Annotated in this window: 14 protein-coding genes; 6 read left to right on the top strand and 8 right to left on the bottom strand. The window is 43.3% G+C overall.

Going from position 1 to position 17945, the window contains the following annotated elements; all coding sequences use genetic code 11:
* Positions 1–56: 56 nt before the first annotated feature.
* The 6 genes from E0F88_RS23960 to E0F88_RS23935 all read right to left on the bottom strand — a co-directional run bounded on the left by E0F88_RS23960 (position 57) and on the right by E0F88_RS23935 (position 8972).
* The gene (locus E0F88_RS23960) at positions 57–749 is read right to left on the bottom strand and encodes a hypothetical protein (protein ID WP_131960813.1); all 693 of its coding nucleotides are present in this window, start codon (positions 747–749) and stop codon (positions 57–59) included.
* Positions 749–1984: an RHS repeat domain-containing protein gene (locus E0F88_RS23955; RefSeq protein WP_165940138.1), complete on the bottom strand. Its 1236-nt coding sequence runs from the start codon at positions 1982–1984 to the stop codon at positions 749–751. The genes E0F88_RS23960 and E0F88_RS23955 overlap by 1 nt, the downstream gene beginning before the upstream one ends.
* Positions 1985–2305: 321 nt before the next feature.
* The gene (locus tag E0F88_RS23950) at positions 2306–2671 is read right to left on the bottom strand and encodes a DUF1304 domain-containing protein (RefSeq protein ID WP_131960811.1); all 366 of its coding nucleotides are present in this window, start codon (positions 2669–2671) and stop codon (positions 2306–2308) included.
* 401 nt (positions 2672–3072) lie between these two features.
* On the bottom strand, positions 3073–3819 hold the full coding sequence (locus E0F88_RS23945) for a ThuA domain-containing protein (RefSeq protein WP_131960810.1): 747 nt from the start codon (positions 3817–3819) through the stop codon (positions 3073–3075).
* Between the two features lie 343 nt (positions 3820–4162).
* Positions 4163–7636, bottom strand: coding sequence for a PVC-type heme-binding CxxCH protein (locus tag E0F88_RS23940; protein WP_229213893.1), 3474 nt, complete (start codon positions 7634–7636; stop codon positions 4163–4165).
* A gap of 88 nt (positions 7637–7724) precedes the next feature.
* Complete coding sequence (locus E0F88_RS23935; protein ID WP_131960809.1) at positions 7725–8972, bottom strand: SGNH/GDSL hydrolase family protein; 1248 nt, start codon at positions 8970–8972, stop codon at positions 7725–7727.
* A gap of 334 nt (positions 8973–9306) precedes the next feature.
* Between E0F88_RS23935 and E0F88_RS23930 the strand changes: the two genes are divergently transcribed.
* The 6 genes from E0F88_RS23930 to E0F88_RS23905 all read left to right on the top strand — a co-directional run bounded on the left by E0F88_RS23930 (position 9307) and on the right by E0F88_RS23905 (position 14365).
* Positions 9307–10080: a TlpA family protein disulfide reductase gene (locus E0F88_RS23930; protein ID WP_165940137.1), complete on the top strand. Its 774-nt coding sequence runs from the start codon at positions 9307–9309 to the stop codon at positions 10078–10080.
* 208 nt (positions 10081–10288) lie between these two features.
* A complete protein-coding gene (kaiC, locus tag E0F88_RS23925) occupies positions 10289–12001 on the top strand; it encodes a circadian clock protein KaiC (RefSeq protein ID WP_131960807.1) in 1713 nt (570 codons plus the stop codon).
* Between the two features lie 34 nt (positions 12002–12035).
* Positions 12036–12329 carry a circadian clock KaiB family protein gene (locus E0F88_RS23920; protein WP_131960806.1) on the top strand — a complete coding sequence of 98 codons (294 nt, stop codon included), beginning with the start codon at positions 12036–12038 and terminating at the stop codon, positions 12327–12329.
* A 3-nt stretch (positions 12330–12332) separates the two neighbouring features.
* Positions 12333–12653, top strand: a complete 321-nt coding sequence (locus E0F88_RS23915) for a circadian clock KaiB family protein (protein ID WP_131960805.1) — start codon at positions 12333–12335, stop codon at positions 12651–12653.
* Positions 12654–12659: 6 nt separating this feature from the next.
* Positions 12660–13943: a sensor histidine kinase gene (locus E0F88_RS23910; RefSeq protein ID WP_131960804.1), complete on the top strand. Its 1284-nt coding sequence runs from the start codon at positions 12660–12662 to the stop codon at positions 13941–13943.
* A 17-nt stretch (positions 13944–13960) separates the two neighbouring features.
* Entirely contained in the window at positions 13961–14365 is a 405-nt protein-coding gene (locus tag E0F88_RS23905; RefSeq protein ID WP_131960803.1) for a response regulator, read from the top strand.
* Between the two features lie 4 nt (positions 14366–14369).
* Here the strand turns inward: E0F88_RS23905 and E0F88_RS23900 are convergent, their stop codons facing one another.
* A complete protein-coding gene (locus E0F88_RS23900) occupies positions 14370–15323 on the bottom strand; it encodes a D-2-hydroxyacid dehydrogenase (protein WP_131960802.1) in 954 nt (317 codons plus the stop codon).
* A gap of 185 nt (positions 15324–15508) precedes the next feature.
* Positions 15509–17884, bottom strand: coding sequence for a M1 family metallopeptidase (locus E0F88_RS23895; protein ID WP_131960801.1), 2376 nt, complete (start codon positions 17882–17884; stop codon positions 15509–15511).
* Between the last annotated feature and the right edge of the window lie 61 nt (positions 17885–17945).

Genomic DNA, 17945 nt, shown 5'->3' with positions numbered 1-17945 from the left:
GGTTTTAATTGCAACCAAAGCAAATCATGCTTTATCTTGATGAAACATTGCATAATTCAAAGTCTAATTTGCAACGGATGAACGACGAAATCACCATCATAAAATTCATATCCATTTATAGTTTCCCCCTCGATCGTTTTTTTAAACGACGTTTTTCCTTGGCCTGGTGAAATAACATGCTGTAATCTCTCTTTAGAATACCATTCCAATTTGTAAACACCTTTATCTAAATCATTAAGCTCTTCGTCGATGGTAAAATAAACATATGTCGTTTTTTTCGCCTCAATGAAAATAAAGGACGGCGCGGGCCTCGTTAGATGATAACCCGGAATCAAGTAGAAAAACCATGTGCTGAAATCAAACTCATCCTTTCCTGAACCAGAGGAAAGAGTTTTTTTAAGCCCAGCATGGTCTGCCCGTGTAAACGGTATCGTTTGTAAATATTCAAACAGTAAAGTTCCCGTATTCATCGTACAATCGTCTCCTGTATGAGAACTAATTTTTGAGTATTCTCCCAAAATATCGTTTCTGCAAGGGTGGGCGGAGTCGACTTTATTCACAAGATATGTTGAAAGAATAAAAACATTTTTATCTGAGTTGTTTTTTATTGAAACACGTATGGCCTTCTTATTACCCATTTTACTAAGTTTAACTAAAGCGAAAGAAACATCTATTTTTCCCTCATGATAGCATGATTCAAAAAATATAACTAAAAAAAGGATCGAGGGAATTAGCTTATTGGCTTTCATTATCTGGGGAAGGTAACAGGTCTGGCTAAATGTTTTATCAGTTTGTATAGTTCCATATTAACCGGCTCGCGACCAAGTGGATAAGGAGAACCAATTTTTTGCCAACCGTTGATTTCTATCAGTCTATTCTGCATTTGATAAATTGCCAAATGCCCCTCGTTATCCGCTATGGAGTTAGTTAATTCCCATTTAGACATATTATACAATACCGAATTTGCGAAGGTAACATGTCCAAATTCGTGTGCCATTGTTGAAGCCAACTGTTCTCTTGAAGAAAAAGCAGCCTTCCCAAAGAAGATTTTTGACGAGTACCCATGCTTCCATGGAGTTGACTTTGTATAAGCAAGGGCACGTATTTTATCCGGTGTGGTTATTACACCATCCGTACCCATTGTATACCCACGGTCTATTTTTGCAGGATCCATGGTCATTCTTCCACCTGGCCCTATTTCCTCCCAAGTTTCATTTTTCAATTTGTAAAGATACTCATCAGAATAGGTAGCAGGAGTTCCGCCTGACACTAAAGCATCTGATGCCAGACTGTAGTGATCAGGTCTAGCCCCAGTCAACCAGTTTGCTCCCAATTTATGGGCTTCAATCCCTCCTGATATTCCTCCACTTATTCCTCCAAGTGCAGCTCCCATCGCCACGCCTTTCCAAATATTATTTCCATTTAAAGCGGCACCTACCCCTCCGGTCACAGCTCCTGATGCCGCCCCATACGCCAATCCAGGAATTGCTCCTATTGGAGCGTAGTACCCTGTGAGTCCTGCAATTGCTCCAGTAATAGCTCCTCGCCAAAATCCGTTAAAAAAGCCTTTTCCTTGTATGGCATATGTATACCCATTAATCACCCCGCCTATAGCCGCCCCTATGGCCATTGTAATCCACGGCATATTTCCATCCGGATCCGTATAAAGAAGTGGATTATTGCGTGCGTAGGAATATCGGTTATAATCCTGGCTAAATCCTGCATCTGAGATGTAGTTATCCGGAGAAAGCATCCTGCCAAGCACAGGATCATACAACCGGCCATTCATGTTAATCAACCCGAACCGGTCCAGATGTTCATGCCCTGTATAGCCCCGATACAACCAAACTGGAATATTAGGCACTGTTTCCGTCGGCCCAAATATTGCCCAGGTATCAAAAATCCTTCTCCGGCCCCAGGCATCAAAACTTTGCTGTGCTTCTATTGCGGCCGAGCTGTTAGTTACTGTTACTATCGACCCCAAATGATCGGTATAGGTATAAATGAAAGGTATGACTGCTTCCCTGACTCTCCACAATAGCCACTAAACCTGCAGGAGACGAAATGTATTGCATATAACGCGTTGCACCTGCTGTAATAACGTCTTTTTCAAAACCTCCGGCGAAATATAACCGGGTATTGATGACTGTTCCGCTCTGCTTTAAAACGCCTTTTATTCTTTCGTAATCGGCTCCATAGAACGGAAGCAGGAAATAATGTTACGTTAATCGTCTTTGAATATGCACTTTATATTCTTTCTTAAGCCAGAAAGATCGTGATTGATAAGCTAATGAAATAACAATATTTACTTCAGGTGCAATACAACCAGCGCTACAATAGCCGGTAAAGCCTGCACATAAAAAATCTTTTTACTGGCTGTAACGGCACCGTATAAACCGGCGACGATAATACAGGTAAGAAAGAAAATGGCAACGTAAAAAGACCAGTGGTGATCTTCGATGAATAAAGACCAGATCAGTCCTGCCGCTAAAAAACCATTGTAAAGCCCCTGATTAGCAGCCAGGGTTTTGGTAGGTTTAAAAAGCTCAGGCGCCAGCGAGCCTTTGAAAGTTTTTTTACCCAGAGTTTCCCAGGCAAACATTTCCATGTACATGATATACAAATGCTCCGCTGCCACCAGGCCAACGAGAATTTTTCCAAGGATTTCCATTGTGCAGGAATTTAACTTTTATTGATTAAATGTATTGAAACAGCTAGCCCAATCGGTGCTTTAATATTACGACTATTGTGGTAAACACCAGTATAGCCGCAACTACTAACCATCTGAATCGGACAGACCTCTTTCGGGTAATATATTCAATTGCTGCGGCTAAAATTGCTGTGATAAGGCCTGTAAGAAAATAATGACTTAACTCTGGTCTGTCGATTTTGTAATAGTCTGTTAATACATTAGCACCGTATTGTAAAATACTGGAATTCAGAAAGAAGAATATGAAAATCCACTTCTGGTTGGTTTGGGTTGTGGTGTTCATCGTTAAAGACTTAAAAGATAACCTGTGATTTGCTTGCTTAGAATGCACAGGTTATCTGATTTGTAAGCGAATGTTCACTTTATTTTACTGCCTTCCCGGTAGCAGCCCAATAGATCCCGCCGTACAAATGATCCAGGAAAGTCTGGTCGGAGTAAACGAGGCCGATGTGTCCCAGGCCGGTATAAAACGCCCTGCCGCCGTCGTAGTTGTGGTACCAGGCAATCGGATGCTGGTCGCCCATGCCGGGACCTTTGTTGGTTTTTGGGTTGTAGGTTTTTTCGTCCAGGTTAAGCAGGAATTTCAGGTCGTTGGACTTGTAGGGCTTTTGGTATTCATACCATTCGTCGGTCCACAACATACGTTTCGGGAAACGTTCCAGGCCGGGGAAATTGCTGTCCACTACATCGATGTAGGCAGTTTGCTGAGCCGGATGGATGTTGAACATCATACCTACCATCTTGGTGTACCAGGGCCAGTCGTACTCCGTATCTGCGGCGGCGTGGACGCCTACCCAGCCTTTGCCGCTTTGTATGTATTTTTCAAAAGCAGCCTGCTGTTCAGCATTCAGGACATCACCGGTCGTATTCAGGAAGATAACAACGTCATAATTTTTTAGCTGTCCTTCGTTAAAAACAGAGGCGTTTTCCTGCCAGTCTACACGGAAACTGTGCCTTGCAGCCAGGTTTCGTATGCCGGCGACGCCTTCATGGATCGATTCGTGGTGGAAACCGGCCGTTTTTGTAAACAGCAAGGCTTTAAACTGCTGTGCGTAAGCCGAAACTGTACTCAGGATAAAAAAAAGCAGGATTGGTAATTTCTTTGACATGTCGTTTTGGATTCGGGGTTGTTTTGAAATTTTGATCGCTTCCGTGCCACCATTTTGATATTGGTGAAAAGGCAATTGTGTGTGGCGATATACTTTATGGTTATTGCCACGGATACACGAATTTACACGAATAGTTTTATGGAATAGTTATGAGGCTGGAAAAGCGGGCTGTATTATGGTATAAAATTTTTAGCCACGGATAGCACGAATTTACACGAATAATTTTGGAGGTAGCAATGAGGTTTCAAATTCAGCTTCTAAGCAATAAGATTTGCTCCTTTAAAATCAAAAGAGGTTCGTACATCGTGCGAACCTCTTCTTTCTATAATTTATAACCAAAAAATCACCTTCCCATAACAAGCCTCGTTTGTGCACCACCGTCTCCTTCAACCAACTGGATATGAAGGTTCCCTTCTTTAAATGTGCCGCGGTCCACAGCAAGCGTAATGGATTGAATGCCCGGTGAAAGGTCGGCAGTCAGGCCGGAGCCGGACAGTTTCACCGGTTTTCCGCCAACCCAGGCTGTGATACCGGTGGTTGTATTAAAGCCCAGATTTACAATTCCCTTGTTCATTACTTCAATTTCAAACCGAATAAAGCTGTAACGTTTGCCTGCGCTGGCTTCCACCACTGGTAATTCGTTCAAAGGCAGGTCGCCGGCAACTTTGCTGTAAAGCGGTTCGAAGGATACTTTTGCGTTGTCTTTCAGAATATAACCCGGGCCTTCTGCCAGAATTCTTTTTGCTAGCTGGCTATTAGGCGTTACCGTGCTCCATCTGCGTACAAAACGGGTTGTAGGCACCCGGAATTTTCCCGATTCTCCCATTCTGGAAAGAAATCCAATCAGATCAATGAACTCCTGTTTGTCCAGACCGGCAGTCAGGCCAGGAGGCATCAGCGAGCCCGGTACTTTTTCCATCAGCTGTACCTGACTTTTAGATATCGATACTTCCTTGCCAGTTACGTCCCGCATTACGATATCAGCAGACCCGTCGCTTACCAGATAGCCCATCATCTCGCTGCCGTCTTTTTTAACTACCCGTTTCATGTCGTATCCTTCTTTGATAGAAAGGTTAGGATAAATTACCGAGCGGATAATGGTTTCAACAGGAGAACTTGTTCCAAGGCTGCTTAAATCAGGGCCTATAAGTCCACCCGCTCCGCCAATGGCATGACAGGTTGTACAGCTTACGGCACTTCTTCTGAATATCTGTTCTCCTTTTTCAGGATCGGCAGAGTTTTTAACTTCTTTGGCAAGACTGGCGATAGCCGGGTCGTTTAATTCCTGTGGCATTTTTTCCGCCGGTAAAGTTCCGCCGGAAGTTTCCAGGGCTTTTTTCAGTGCAACTACTTCCTCCGCTTTCTGGCGATTAAAAGGTATCCGGCTCTGCATAAGCTGCCTTGCGGTTTTTGCCGTAGCTTCGGGGATTTTTTTCTCTGTTATCGCGGCAGCAAGTGCGTTCGTGCCAGGCTTATTGGCCAGGAAAGCAAGGTATAGATCAGTCAGGTCTGTTTGAGCAGGTAAAGTACGCATCAGATCCGTTCCGATTCTTGCAGCTTCCGTTGCGTTCAGGGTCGCAAGCTGGGCAGTTGCCAATATTCTTAATTCAGCAGGGTTTTTGGCTCCTGCCATTTCGATGAGCTGTTTCTGAGCTTTTTCTTTGTCCAGAGCTGCGATTGCGCCCAGTGCTGTTTTTTTAATATTTTTATCTCCTTTTTGAGTTAAAGTTACAAGCTGACCATTCAATTCGTCCAGTTTCCACAGGCCGATCAAACGAATGGCACTCATGGCTACGGCTTCATCGTCGTTTTCTGCAAAGTTGGCAATGCGTTTCAAATCACCGTCGGGTTTGAGTGCCTTTTGGCGGGCTGCATCTTCGAGTGCACTTAACTGTGCGGCGGTGTTTTTATTGTTGTCTGTTACTGCCATTTCAAAAAGCACATTCAGATCTGCCGGTTTTCCCGATTTCGCAATAGCGCTGAGGACATCTTTCTGATATTCTTCCGGAACCTGGCCTTTTTGATAAAGCTGTACAAGCTGTGTCACGGCATCAGGATTGATCGAAGATTTTAAGGCAAATACCGTCTTTTTTGCATTTCCGAAGAAATCGGGCTGCGTTTTTAATTTCGCCATCCATAGCGGTTCCAACTGCCTTGTCGTTTGCCATAATGCAAAATCCAGAAATTCATCCATTTGGAATTCTACTGCTGTAAGAGCTGTGCGGGCAGCTTCTGCGGTTGGTGTTTTACGCAAGGCGATCACTGCTTCCAGGCGAACCTGAGCATGTTTATCATTTACAGCTTTGGCAAGAAGCGCTGGTACATTTGAAACCTTGTTAGACCAAAGTTCAAGTGCACGCAAAGCTGCCGCACGGGCCTGATGACTCTCCGCATTAAGCAAACTTTCCAGAAGCGGCTGATTTACCACGTCAAGTGCCTGGTATACCCAAAGTGCTTCAAGTAGGTTATGTTCATAATCTGCGTTCTTTTTATCCAGAGATCCAACCCAGCTTTGCAGGGCAGGAATTACCTCTTTCGCTCCGCGTTCTTTCAGGGTTTGTCTGGCGTTCAGCCTGGTAAGATCTTCCGGTACTTTCAGGGCGTCCAGTAATTCCTTTACAGGTGCTTCACTTAGTTTCGGCGTTTTTACCAATGGGCGGTTTTTAGCTGTTATTTTCCAGATACGGCCATGTTCCTGGTCGCGGCGCGGGTCAAAAAAGTCAACTTCTCCGTGTTGTATGATCGGGTTGTACCAGTCGGCAACATAAATTGCGCCATCGGGTCCCACGTTAATATCTACCGGACGAAAAGCAACATTGTCCGTCCACATCAGGTCTTCCATTTGTTTGGAAGCATAACCGCTGCCCTGTTCGGTGAGTTTAAAGCTGTTGATACGGTTGGCACGGAAATCATTGGCAATCATTCGTCCTTGCCACGCATCCGGTAAATGACGGCCGGAAATTACATCCAGTCCGCTGTGTTTAGGCTGTCCGGGATTAAGTCCGCGTACCAGTCGTTCCGCACCCGGTGCGGTCACAAAAGTTGCACCCGGGAAAGCGTAATTTATTCCTTCTCCGCCTGCACCGTCGGTCAGGAACGATTGTCCCCATTTGTCAAACTGCAGACCCCAGAAATTGATCCCTCCTTTTGCATAGACATCCAGTTCCAGGGTTTTAGGGTTTAGTTGCCATACGCCACCGCCTTCAAGTCTTTTGGTGCCAAATGGTGTTTCTACGTGGCTATAAATGTAGATCGATTGATTGAAATACAAATCTCCTTCCGGTCCCCAGCGAAATGTGTGAATCAGGTGATGCGCGTCTCCCGTTCCAAAACCGTTCAGGATCCTGCGTTTTTTATCGGCTTTGCCATCTCCGTCTGTATCGGCAAAGTGCAGGATTTCGGTAGAATTGGCTACGTACACACCGCCGTCACCGGGCAGAATTCCAGTTGGTGTCATCAGCCCTTCGGCGAAAATGGTGGTTTTGTCTGCCTTTCCGTCGCCATCGGTATCTTCAATGACAAAGATTTTATCATTGGCTACTTCCCCGGTTTTCAAGTGTGGATAAGCCGTGCTGCTTACGACCCATAAACGGCCGTCGGCATCCCAGTTCATTTGAATTGGTTTTGCCACGAGCGGTTCTGCCGCCCAGAGTGTGACTTCAAAACCTTCTGCAACTTTAAAAGATGCCAGTTCTTTTTGTACATCCGGATCCGGGTTTTCTTTCCGGCTCTCCTGATTAACCGAAGAGGTCATGAGCAGGATCATTGGAAGTATCGCAGCTCCGTAAAACAACTTAATATTCTTAAATGCTTTCATTGTTGGCTATCGGCTTTCAGCTAACGGCTGTCGGCTTTTTTAATGTTATGATAATTTGATTCTTCAATCGGGGAAATGCTGCTTTAAACTAATTGCCAACAGCTACAAGTTTATAGATATGCTCTTTCGGCTTGCGGTTCAGGGCTATCTGGCTCTCAATCCATTTGATAAGAATGCTTTGGTCGGCCAGGTCCTTGGTATGCTTTCCCTGTTCGTAAGCGCGAAACCCGATAATGTACGTTTCGTTCATTGGCCGGTACTGAAAAAAGTGAAGGTCGTTTTTTTGCAGGATCATTTGCTGCAATGCTTTTGTCTGAACAAACGAAGGGCCTTGTTTTATTTCGACGCCCTCAGCCCATTTTTTTGCTGAAGCAGTTACCACCTCTTCGTTATCGGCTGTCAGGGTATAAATTCCCTTTTTCAAACCCGAAATTTTAACCTTTTTTGTCTGATCCGTGATGGCGGAAGGTATCGGTAGAGACAGATAACTTTCTTCAACCGTAAATTTCAGATTATTAAAATCTTTACCTGAATCCAGAATTTTGACTGACGGACTTCCATCGGCAGCGCTTTTGCTAACCGTTATCTCTGCAGGTTTGTTTTCCTGAGAAAGTCCCAGTCCTTTTTCCAGTGCTCCTGCCAGATAGTAATACCCGGTATCGTTCAGATGGACGCCGTCTTCGGTAACTTTTACTCTTTTTCCTGCTTCCTGAATCGGAGTGAAAACATCGATAAAACGTTTCTTTCGTTCGGAAGCTATTTTGGCGATGGCAGACGAATAAAGTTTTAAGTCGGCATTACGTTTGGCAATATTTGCTGATGAATCGCCCGACAAAACAGGAACAGGTGAAAGTAATACAACTCTGGATCCCAGTTCATCAATTTTGTTAAGCAGGCTATTTAAACCATCCTGAAAACGGGCAAGTCCTGCCTGGCCTTCCTGCGCTTCCACGCCGCCATAGGCAAGAAAAACGATCGTTGGCTGTGCTTCTGCTATGTTTCTCATCAAGTGCTGGTAAGCAGTTGGCGGGTTGGTAAAAGTGCTTCTTGCATCTCCCCAGACATTATCGCCGGACCATCCGAGGTTTCGGAAAGTGACGTTACGGTCCGGAAAGCGGGTTGTCAGCGCAAGCTCAAGATAGCCGTACTGGAAATCATCTTCAAAAACCGAACTTCCAAGGAAAACTACCCGGTCGCCATTTTTTAGATCAAACGTGCCGCCTGGTGTTTCAGTAACGGTTTGAGTTTTGTTTTGGGCAGCAGCAAATTTCTGGGGAAGCGTAATAAAAACTAATAAAATGTAACCAAGAAGAGTCAGTAACTTAGTATTTCTCATGCATCTCAATTTTAAAAAAATTCTTTAGGATTTAGGTCAACAGGGTAAAAGCCTTATTCAACAGAGAAAAAAGCGAAACAAGGGGGCGTTTATACTCCCAATGGTGGAAGATTAATAAGCGTCCGAAGGGAGCGTCTTTACACAAATGTGATTAATTTGTCATGATAGCATGCGTTCAGAACGTTGTTTTGAGGTTATGTATTTAAAAATTAACAATTAAGCTTTAATTCGTTATGTTTAAACTTTGGGCAACCTACCGTAATTTATTTAACAACTTAAAGCGTAAACTATGAAAATATCGGTAATGAAGAGGCTACCTGCTATCACTTTAATAATGTCCATGACATGTTACATTCTGAGTTGTGGTAAATCAGGAGATAAAAACCTTTATGGAAAGCCAGTTGAAAAGCCTGAGGTTATTTTAGGGAGCTTTAACAGCTATTGGAATTACACTTCCCGGCACGTGAAACTATATAGAGAGTATGTGGCTCTGGACACGGCGGGGAAAACAATGGAGACAGGGAAATTTATGGAAAAACTTTCATCCGGTGATTTTCTTCCCTTAAAAAGAATAGCAAGGGATTCATCAGTTTACTACCAGCTTTATCGGTTGGCTCCGTCGGTTAATGATGAGGTAAAAATGGTTTTGAAAGATTGGGCTTATACCCAATTTACCCACTACAAGCGGGAAGGAAAGCCACTGTCGGGCTTTAATTATACAGATATAAATGGAAAGGCTTATAACTCTGAAACGCTTAAGGGTAAAATCGTAGTACTGAAATTCTGGTTTGTTGGTTGTCAGCCCTGTGTAGAAGAAATGCCTGAACTTAATAAGCTGGTGGCACGATATAAAAACCGGGATGATGTTGTTTTTCTGAGTCTTGCGCTTGATTCAAAAGAAAAACTGGAAAAATTTCTAAGCAGGGTAAAATTTGACTACCCGGTAGTCGCTGACCAGGAAAAATATCTGAATGAAGAATTGAATGTCAGACAATACCCGACACATATCGTTATCAACAAAAAGGGTTTGGTAGTCAAAGTGGTAAGCGATGCGTCCAAGCTCATTTACATTCTCGACAGGGAAGCGTCAAAAAATAATGCAATCTGAATCCATCTGTCAAAGCCTGTTTTCAGCATATCTCAGATACACATTTCGCTGGATGAAAGTTAGATTCTTGTCTTTTAAAATGCATATAATGAGGTCGGGTATATAGGTTACAGTTAGTTTTGGTTTAAATGCTGGCATGATTTTTTACTATCTGACTCCGTTAATGAGGATTTGATTTTTTTAATATTTGAAAAACTACCGAATTTAAATGAGCTTAGAACCCTCAGGAAATACAAATTTAACAGCCAGATCTCTTCCAAAATCACATACAGGTATTACGGGATTAGATGAGATTACAGAAGGCGGCCTTCCCAAAGACAGACCAACGCTCATCTGTGGGGCAGCGGGGTCTGGTAAGACTCTTTTTTCAATAGAATTTATTGTTCATGGTGCATTAAAATACAATGAACCGGGTGTCTTCATGGCTTTTGAGGAAAAAGCGGAAGAGCTTGCCATGAATGTTGCTTCGTTAGGTTACGACCTTGAGAAGCTTCAAAATGATAAATTAATAAAGCTGGATCATGTACATATTGAACGAAGCGAAATAGAAGAAACGGGAGAATATGATCTGGATGGTCTGTTTATCAGGCTGGGCCATGCCATTGACAGTATCGGAGCAAAAAGAGTTGTTCTGGATACAATAGAAAATCTTTTTTCAGGCCTCAATAATCAGGGAATTATTCGGGCGGAACTTCGCAGGCTTTTCGGCTGGCTTAAAAGTAAAAAAGTAACGACAATTATTACCGGCGAAAAAGGCGATGGTACTTTAACCAGGCATGGTCTGGAAGAATATGTTTCCGATTGTGTGATCCTGCTTGATCACCGCGTGAGTAATAAAATTTCAACCCGTCTGCTTCGTATTGTAAAATACCGGGGCTCGGTACATGGTACAAATGAATATCCTTTTCTGATCGATGAGGATGGTATTTCTGTATTACCGGTAACTTCCCTCACGCTTCACCACGACGTTTCTTCGGAAAGAGTTTCTTCCGGAATTTCAGGGCTTGATAAAATGCTGAGTGGAAAAGGATTTTTTAAGGGAAGCAGTATATTAGTTTCCGGAACAGCAGGAACTGGTAAAACAAGTATTGCAGGATGTTTTGCAAATGAAGTATGCCGGAAAGGTGGTCGCTGCATTTACTTCGCTTTTGAAGAATCGCCAAAGCAGATTGTCCGTAACATGAGCTCGATTAATATTGATCTGCAAAAACATGTGGATGACGGGCATTTGAAATTTCATGCATCCCGGCCTACACTTAACGGATTGGAAATGCATCTGGTCGCTATTCATAAAATGGTGAAGCAGATTAAACCGAACGCTGTCATTCTTGATCCTATAACCAATCTAATCACTGTAGGGTCGGTTAGTGAGGTTAAAAGTCTGCTAATCAGATTAATAGATTTTCTTCAGGCGGAACAGATCACTGTTATGTTCACAGCACTTACATTGAATGACAATGTAACCGGCCAAACGGATGAAAGTATTTCATCACTGGTTGATGCCTGGCTTTTGGTACGGGATATTGAATTTAACGGAGAAAGAAACCGCGGTCTTTATGTGATGAAATCAAGGGGAATGAAACATTCAAACCAGATCAGAGAATTTGTGATCTCAGATAACGGCCTGGATATGGTGGATGTTTATCTTGGTCCGGATGGTGTGCTGACAGGTTCGGCGCGGGAAGCACAACAGCTTCAGGAAAAAACAGGTGTTGTGATTAAGGATCATGCCGTTTCGATGAAGGATAGGGAAATTGAAAGAAAACGAATGGTTCTGGAGGCTAAAATCGGAAGCCTGAAAGAAGAATTCGAATCATTCCAGGAAGATCTTAACCGGAGTTATGTGGAAGATGAGTTAAGAAAATCTGTATTGGAAAAGAACCGAACGGAACTTACACAGAAAAGAGATGGCAAGGAGTAAACCTGTCCGAAATGAATTAATATAGCTTAGCAGAATGGAAGTAACTGAAGATATCTGGGAACTCAGATTATATGTAGCCGGCAAAACCGCAAAGTCGGTAGCGGCTCTCTCGAATTTAAAAAGGTATTGCGAGGAGCATTTAAAAGATAAATATGTAATTGAAGTAATTGATTTGTTGGTAGAGCCACAGCTTGCCGAAGGGGATCAGATTCTTGCCATCCCAACGCTTGTAAAAAAGGTGCCTGAACCGATCAGAAAGATTATCGGCGATTTGTCAAACGAAGAAAAAGTACTGGTTGGACTGAACATTCGTCCCGCAAAAAAATAACGAATGAGTCAACATTTAGATATACAGCAGGGTGATGAACAGAACGATGAAAACCGTCCGTACGCGTTGCGTCTGTTTGTTGCCGGAGCGTCTATTAATTCTCTCAGGGCTGTAAATAACCTGAAAGAAATATGTGAGATATATCTGGATGGTAACTATGTTCTTGAAATTATTGACGTTTACCAGCAAAAGTCTTTGGCAGAACGGGAGAATATTATTGCGCTGCCGCTTCTGATTAAAAGTTTTCCCTTACCCGAACGAAGAATGGTTGGAGACATGTCCGACACCCGCAAGGTTCTCAAAGGATTAGGACTTTCAATTTGATTTTTAATGAAAGAGGGAAAAACATACGAACAACTTCTCGAAGAAAACAGGATTCTTCACGATCAGCTGGAAGAGGCGACCGAGACGATTACTGCAATCCGTACCGGCCAGGTGGATGCCCTGGTGGTAAACGGAGCAGACGGGCATCAGCTGTATACGCTAAAAACGGCCGATCAGACTTACAGGGTTTTTATTGAAAAAATGAACGAAGGAGCCGTTACCTTAAACAGGGATGGCGTCATTTTATATTGCAACAGTAAATTTGCCTCCACCGTTGGACTTCCATTATACAAGGTGATTGGGCTGTCGTTCCGGTCTTTTATTGCAAAAGAATATCTCGAAATTTATAACAGTATTTTCGAGGATGGGTGGATTGCAGATGGCAAAGCAGAAGTTTTTATCATTGGTGAAGAAAGACAAATTCCTTTTCAGCTTTCAGTAACAACGCTGGATCTGGATGAGGGTTTTTCTATGAGTGTCATTCTTACTGATCTTACATTTCAGAAGGACATCGAAAAACTGTTGATCCTGAACAATCAAAAGCTTGCGGAAACGAATGTAGAACTTGAAAAAAGCAATCACGATTTGCAGCAGTTTGCTTCCGTTGCCTCACACGATCTTCAGGAACCTTTACGTAAAATACTGATCTTCGCTACCTTGCTGCGTGATAAACATGCTTTGGAACTGAGCGGAGACGGGCCGCTGTTTCTGGATAAAATCATTGCTTCGTCCAATCGGATGAAGACGATGATTTTTGATATCCTCAGTTATTCCCGGCTTGCAGCCAACAACGATAATTTCGTGAAAACCGATCTGAGAGAAGTCGTTTCAGAAGTTCTGGAAGATTATGAGATCGTTATTGCAGAAAAGAAAGCATTGGTCACAGTGGGAAACTTACCTACTATTGAAGTAAACCGCGGTCAGATCAGACAGGTTTTCCAGAATTTAATCAGCAATGCTTTAAAATTTGCCAAACCGGATGAGCCGCCTGTTATCAAAATTGAACCTAAGATAGTTTTTGATGAACACACAGAATCCGGTAATAAGGAGCAATGTACCATTACAGTAACCGATAATGGAATTGGTTTTGATGATCTGTATGTTGAAAAGATTTTTTCGCTGTTTCAGAGACTGAATACCAAGGATAAGTATGAAGGATCAGGAATCGGGCTGGCCATTACGAAGAAGATTATAGACAAACATTATGGCAAAATAGCCGCTGTTAGTAAGGAGGGAGAGGGGGCGGAATTTACGATCACCCTGCCGGTAAGGCACAACAAAAACATATAGCAATCTGTTATTTTCTGATGAAGATATTGTTAGCAGACGACGACACCGATGACCGCTGGTTTTTTCAGGATTTTTTGAAACACCGGACTGATGTTGCCTTTTTCCCAAGTGTAACGGATGGTGTCGAGGTTTTGGAATACCTTAATTCGGTGGAAGCTGATTCTGATTTTCCTCACGTTATTATCCTGGATCAGAATATGCCGAAGCTGAGCGGAAAGGAAACGCTTTGTGAATTAAAAGCGAATCCGCGTTACAGCGAAATCGCTATTGTTATCTACTCCACCTACACAGATCAAAAACTGATTGATGATTGCAGGCTTCTTGGCGCTTTAACCGTGCAGCCTAAACCGGTTTCACTTGAAGGTTACAATGAGATGATCGATGCAATTTTGAAAGCATATGCGGAAAATGTTTTTAATTAACAGGTCAGGAAACAACATTCAAAGGCTTGCCGTCGATAAATGCTTTTAAATTATCCGTTGCCATTTGTAGCAGACGTGTTCTTGCTTCGAAGGATGCCCAGGCAATGTGTGGCGTAATCACACAATTTGGTGCGGATAACAACGGGTTGCTTGCAGCAGGTGGTTCGGTAGAAAGTACATCCAGTCCTGCTCCGCCAATCGTTTCGGTTTTAAGTGCTTCGGCAAGATCTGTTTCATTAATCAACGGCCCTCTTCCTGTGTTTAGCAAAACGGCAGTTTTCTTCATTTGTGAAAGCGTAGAAGCATTGATGATTTCTCGGGTTTCATCATTCAGCGGACAATGCAGGCTGACGATATCGCTGTTTTTAAAAATGGCTTCCAGTGTAACCATTGTAATGTCGTTGTTCTGCGTCCTGTTAGGATTTTTGCGGTAAGCAATTACTTTCATTCCAAAAGCAGATGCTATGTTCGCAACCTGCGATCCGATGTCTCCCAGTCCGATTAATCCCATCGTTTTTCCTGCCAGTTCTGTAAGCGGACTTTTGGTATAAGCAAAGTCTTTTGATGCTGCCCATTCACCCGCAAAAACGCTTTGACTGTGTGTTTCAATGCGATTCATTAAAGCCAACAGCAAAGCAAAAGTATGCTGGGCCACAGAGGCCGGACCATAAGCTTTTACATTTGTGACGATGACATTGTGCTTTTTAGCGGCTTCAATATCGATATTGTTATATCCCGTGGCCACCACGCCGATATATTTTAAAGCAGGCAACCGATCCAGAGTTTCTTCGTTGAGCACAACTTTGTTTACAATAAGAATTTCCGCATTTGCAGCACGGTCAACAATTTGTTCTTTTGAAGTCCGGTCGTAAATGGTAACATTTCCCAAAGCCTGCAGAGGAGAATCATCCAGGTCGCCTGGATTTAAAGTAAAGTTGTCGAGAATAACGATGTTCATAATTTTGGTAAAGTTTTACTCTGAATAGATTAGTGCAGCCTAAACTGACTAAAAATTCATTTGTAATTATCAAACTTTGAAATTACATAACTTCTATTTTGAAGTTACATAAAATTACTTTTGAAATTGCATAAAAAAGCCTTCCGAATTGAATCCGGAAGGTTTTCTGGTTTTATATTGAAATCCTAATTCTTGGGCGTTGTGCCAATTTTTCCTGCACCTTCTGCCTGCATTGGGTTTGGCGGACGGCGCATCTGCTGCTGTTTATAAATTTGGAAACGTGTTGGTTTGGCAACTCTTGGGAATGAGTTATTTGCTGCATCAATATCCGCGATCTGGAAATAAGGATCAAGCGTCCATTGTGACACCTTTTTCGAGGTTGAGATTATTTTGTTAATCTGCCCGTCGTTGAACCGCCAGATTTCAGCCGGGAATGTAACCGTCGAATCTGTACCGTCTTCAAAGTCCATTTTAACAATAACCGGCATTACGAGCCCACCTTTATTTTTAACAGAAAGTGTATAAAAGTTGGTGTTGTTCTGAATCAGATCACGTTCGCTCTGAGAAAGTCCGGCAAGATATTGCTCGTATTTCTGGCGATCGGCTGCTGTAACTTTAAAAGGATCATAACGGTTGTAGAAATCGGCCATGGTCGAATCCTGAGCAACGACGGTATTGGATTTGTTCGCAAGATCACGCTCTTTGCTGATTGTACTCGCTTTTCTGGCAGCTTCCTTACGTGCAAGCTCCTTTTCGATTTCAGGGTTTTGTGTATCGATACTAAACCAGTCTACACTCACCAGATCCTGGTCAACGGGCTCAACCCCATAGAACCAGCCTTTCCAGAACCAATCAAGGTCAATGCCGGAGGCATCTTCCATTGTTCTGAAAAAATCGGAAGGAGTTGGGTTTTTGAATCTCCAGCGTGTGGCATATTCTTTAAAGGCATGATCAAACAATTCGCGGCCCATTACCGTTTCACGCAGAATATTCAGGGCGGTAGCTGGTTTTGCATAAGCATTTGGCCCAAGACCTATTACGTTTTCAGCCGAACTCATGATCGGAGAAAGAACCGATTTGTCGGATGACATATAGTCCGTGATCTGGCTAGGTTCGCCGCGGCGGGTAGGGAAGTTATAATCCCATTCTTTTTCAGCAAGATACTGGCAGAAAGTGTTGATGCCTTCATCCATCCATGCCCACTGGCGCTCGTCGGAATTGACGATCATCGGGAAAAAGTTGTGGCCCACTTCATGGATGATTACACCGATCATACCATATTTGGTTGCTTCACTGTAAGTTCCATCTTCTTCCGGGCGACCGCCGTTAAAGCTGATCATCGGATATTCCATTCCGCCGCCGGAAGTAGAGTGACAGGAGATCGCAACCGGATAAGGATATTCAAAAGTGCGGTTACCGTAAGACTTCAACGTATGTTCAATAGTGCGGGTTGAATATTGCTCCCAAAGCGGATTGCCTTCCTTAGGATAAACCGACATACACCAGATCTTTTTACCGTTTTTATAAACATCACTTAACATCGCATCCCAGATAAACTTCCGGCTGCTTGCAAAAGCAAAGTCACGAACGTTATCAGCTTTGTAGATCCATGTTTTTTTGCCAGGCTTTTTGTTTTCGCGTTTTTCTGCTTTTTCTGCCTCTGCCTGGGTAACGATCATCACGGGCGTTTTGGAAGTTTCAGCTTGTTTAAGACGCTGTTTTTGCGAAGCCGTTAAAACCTGTGCGTAATTCTGGCATTCGCCGCTCGCTACCACTACGTGATCCGAAGGAACGGTAATCGCCACTTTGTAATTTCCGAAGATCAGCGCAAATTCACCCTGTCCCAGAAATTGTTTATGGTTCCAGCCGTTTACATCATCATAAGGTGCAAGGCGTGGGAACCAGTGTGCGATGAAATAATTGGTATTGCCGTCTTTGGCAAAAAACTCATAACCGCTGCGGCCATAATATTCAGTGATATTGTAACCCCAGTCTACTGAGAAAACAACATTAGCTCCGGGCTTTAGTCCAACCGGAAGATCGATCCGCATCATGGTATTGACGATCTTGTAAGGCAATGCTTTACCAGCTTTGTCTTTTACGGCGCCAATTTCATAACCATATTCCGTCTTTGGATCCAGGGAAGAACCTCTTCCGTTGTTCATGGATTGAAGCTGGGCAATGCTCATGCCTTTTTCGTTCAGCGTTCCGGTACGGGAAGTTGCGCCAATTCCGTCTTTTTTGAAAAGGTTTTGATCCAGCTGCATCCAGACGTATTTCAGTTCGTCCGGAGAGTTGTTAAAAAAAGTGATGGTTTCAGAACCAGTGATTCTTCTTTTCTCATCATCAAGTTCTGCCTTGATATCATAGTCTGCGCGCATTTGCCAGTACTCACGGCCAGGCGCTCCGGAAGCGGACCTGAACGAATTGGGCGTCGGTAAGACAGTCCCCAATTGCTCAAAGCGGTCGTTCGCCTTGTAATTTGGGTTGGCGGGCATTTGCTGGGCGATCGTCGCCATCGGGATCAGCAGCATGACCAACGGAAGCAATAGTTTTTTCATTTGATTAGCAGGTTGTTTTTGTTACGATGTCAGGAAGTTGTTAGTTACACAGAGGTGGACA

The sequence above is a fragment of the Dyadobacter psychrotolerans genome (assembly GCF_004349265.1).
Taxonomy (GTDB): domain Bacteria; phylum Bacteroidota; class Bacteroidia; order Cytophagales; family Spirosomataceae; genus Dyadobacter; species Dyadobacter psychrotolerans.
The sequence above is the reverse complement of the archived record's forward strand: the minus strand, read 5'-3'. Positions and strand labels throughout refer to the sequence as shown.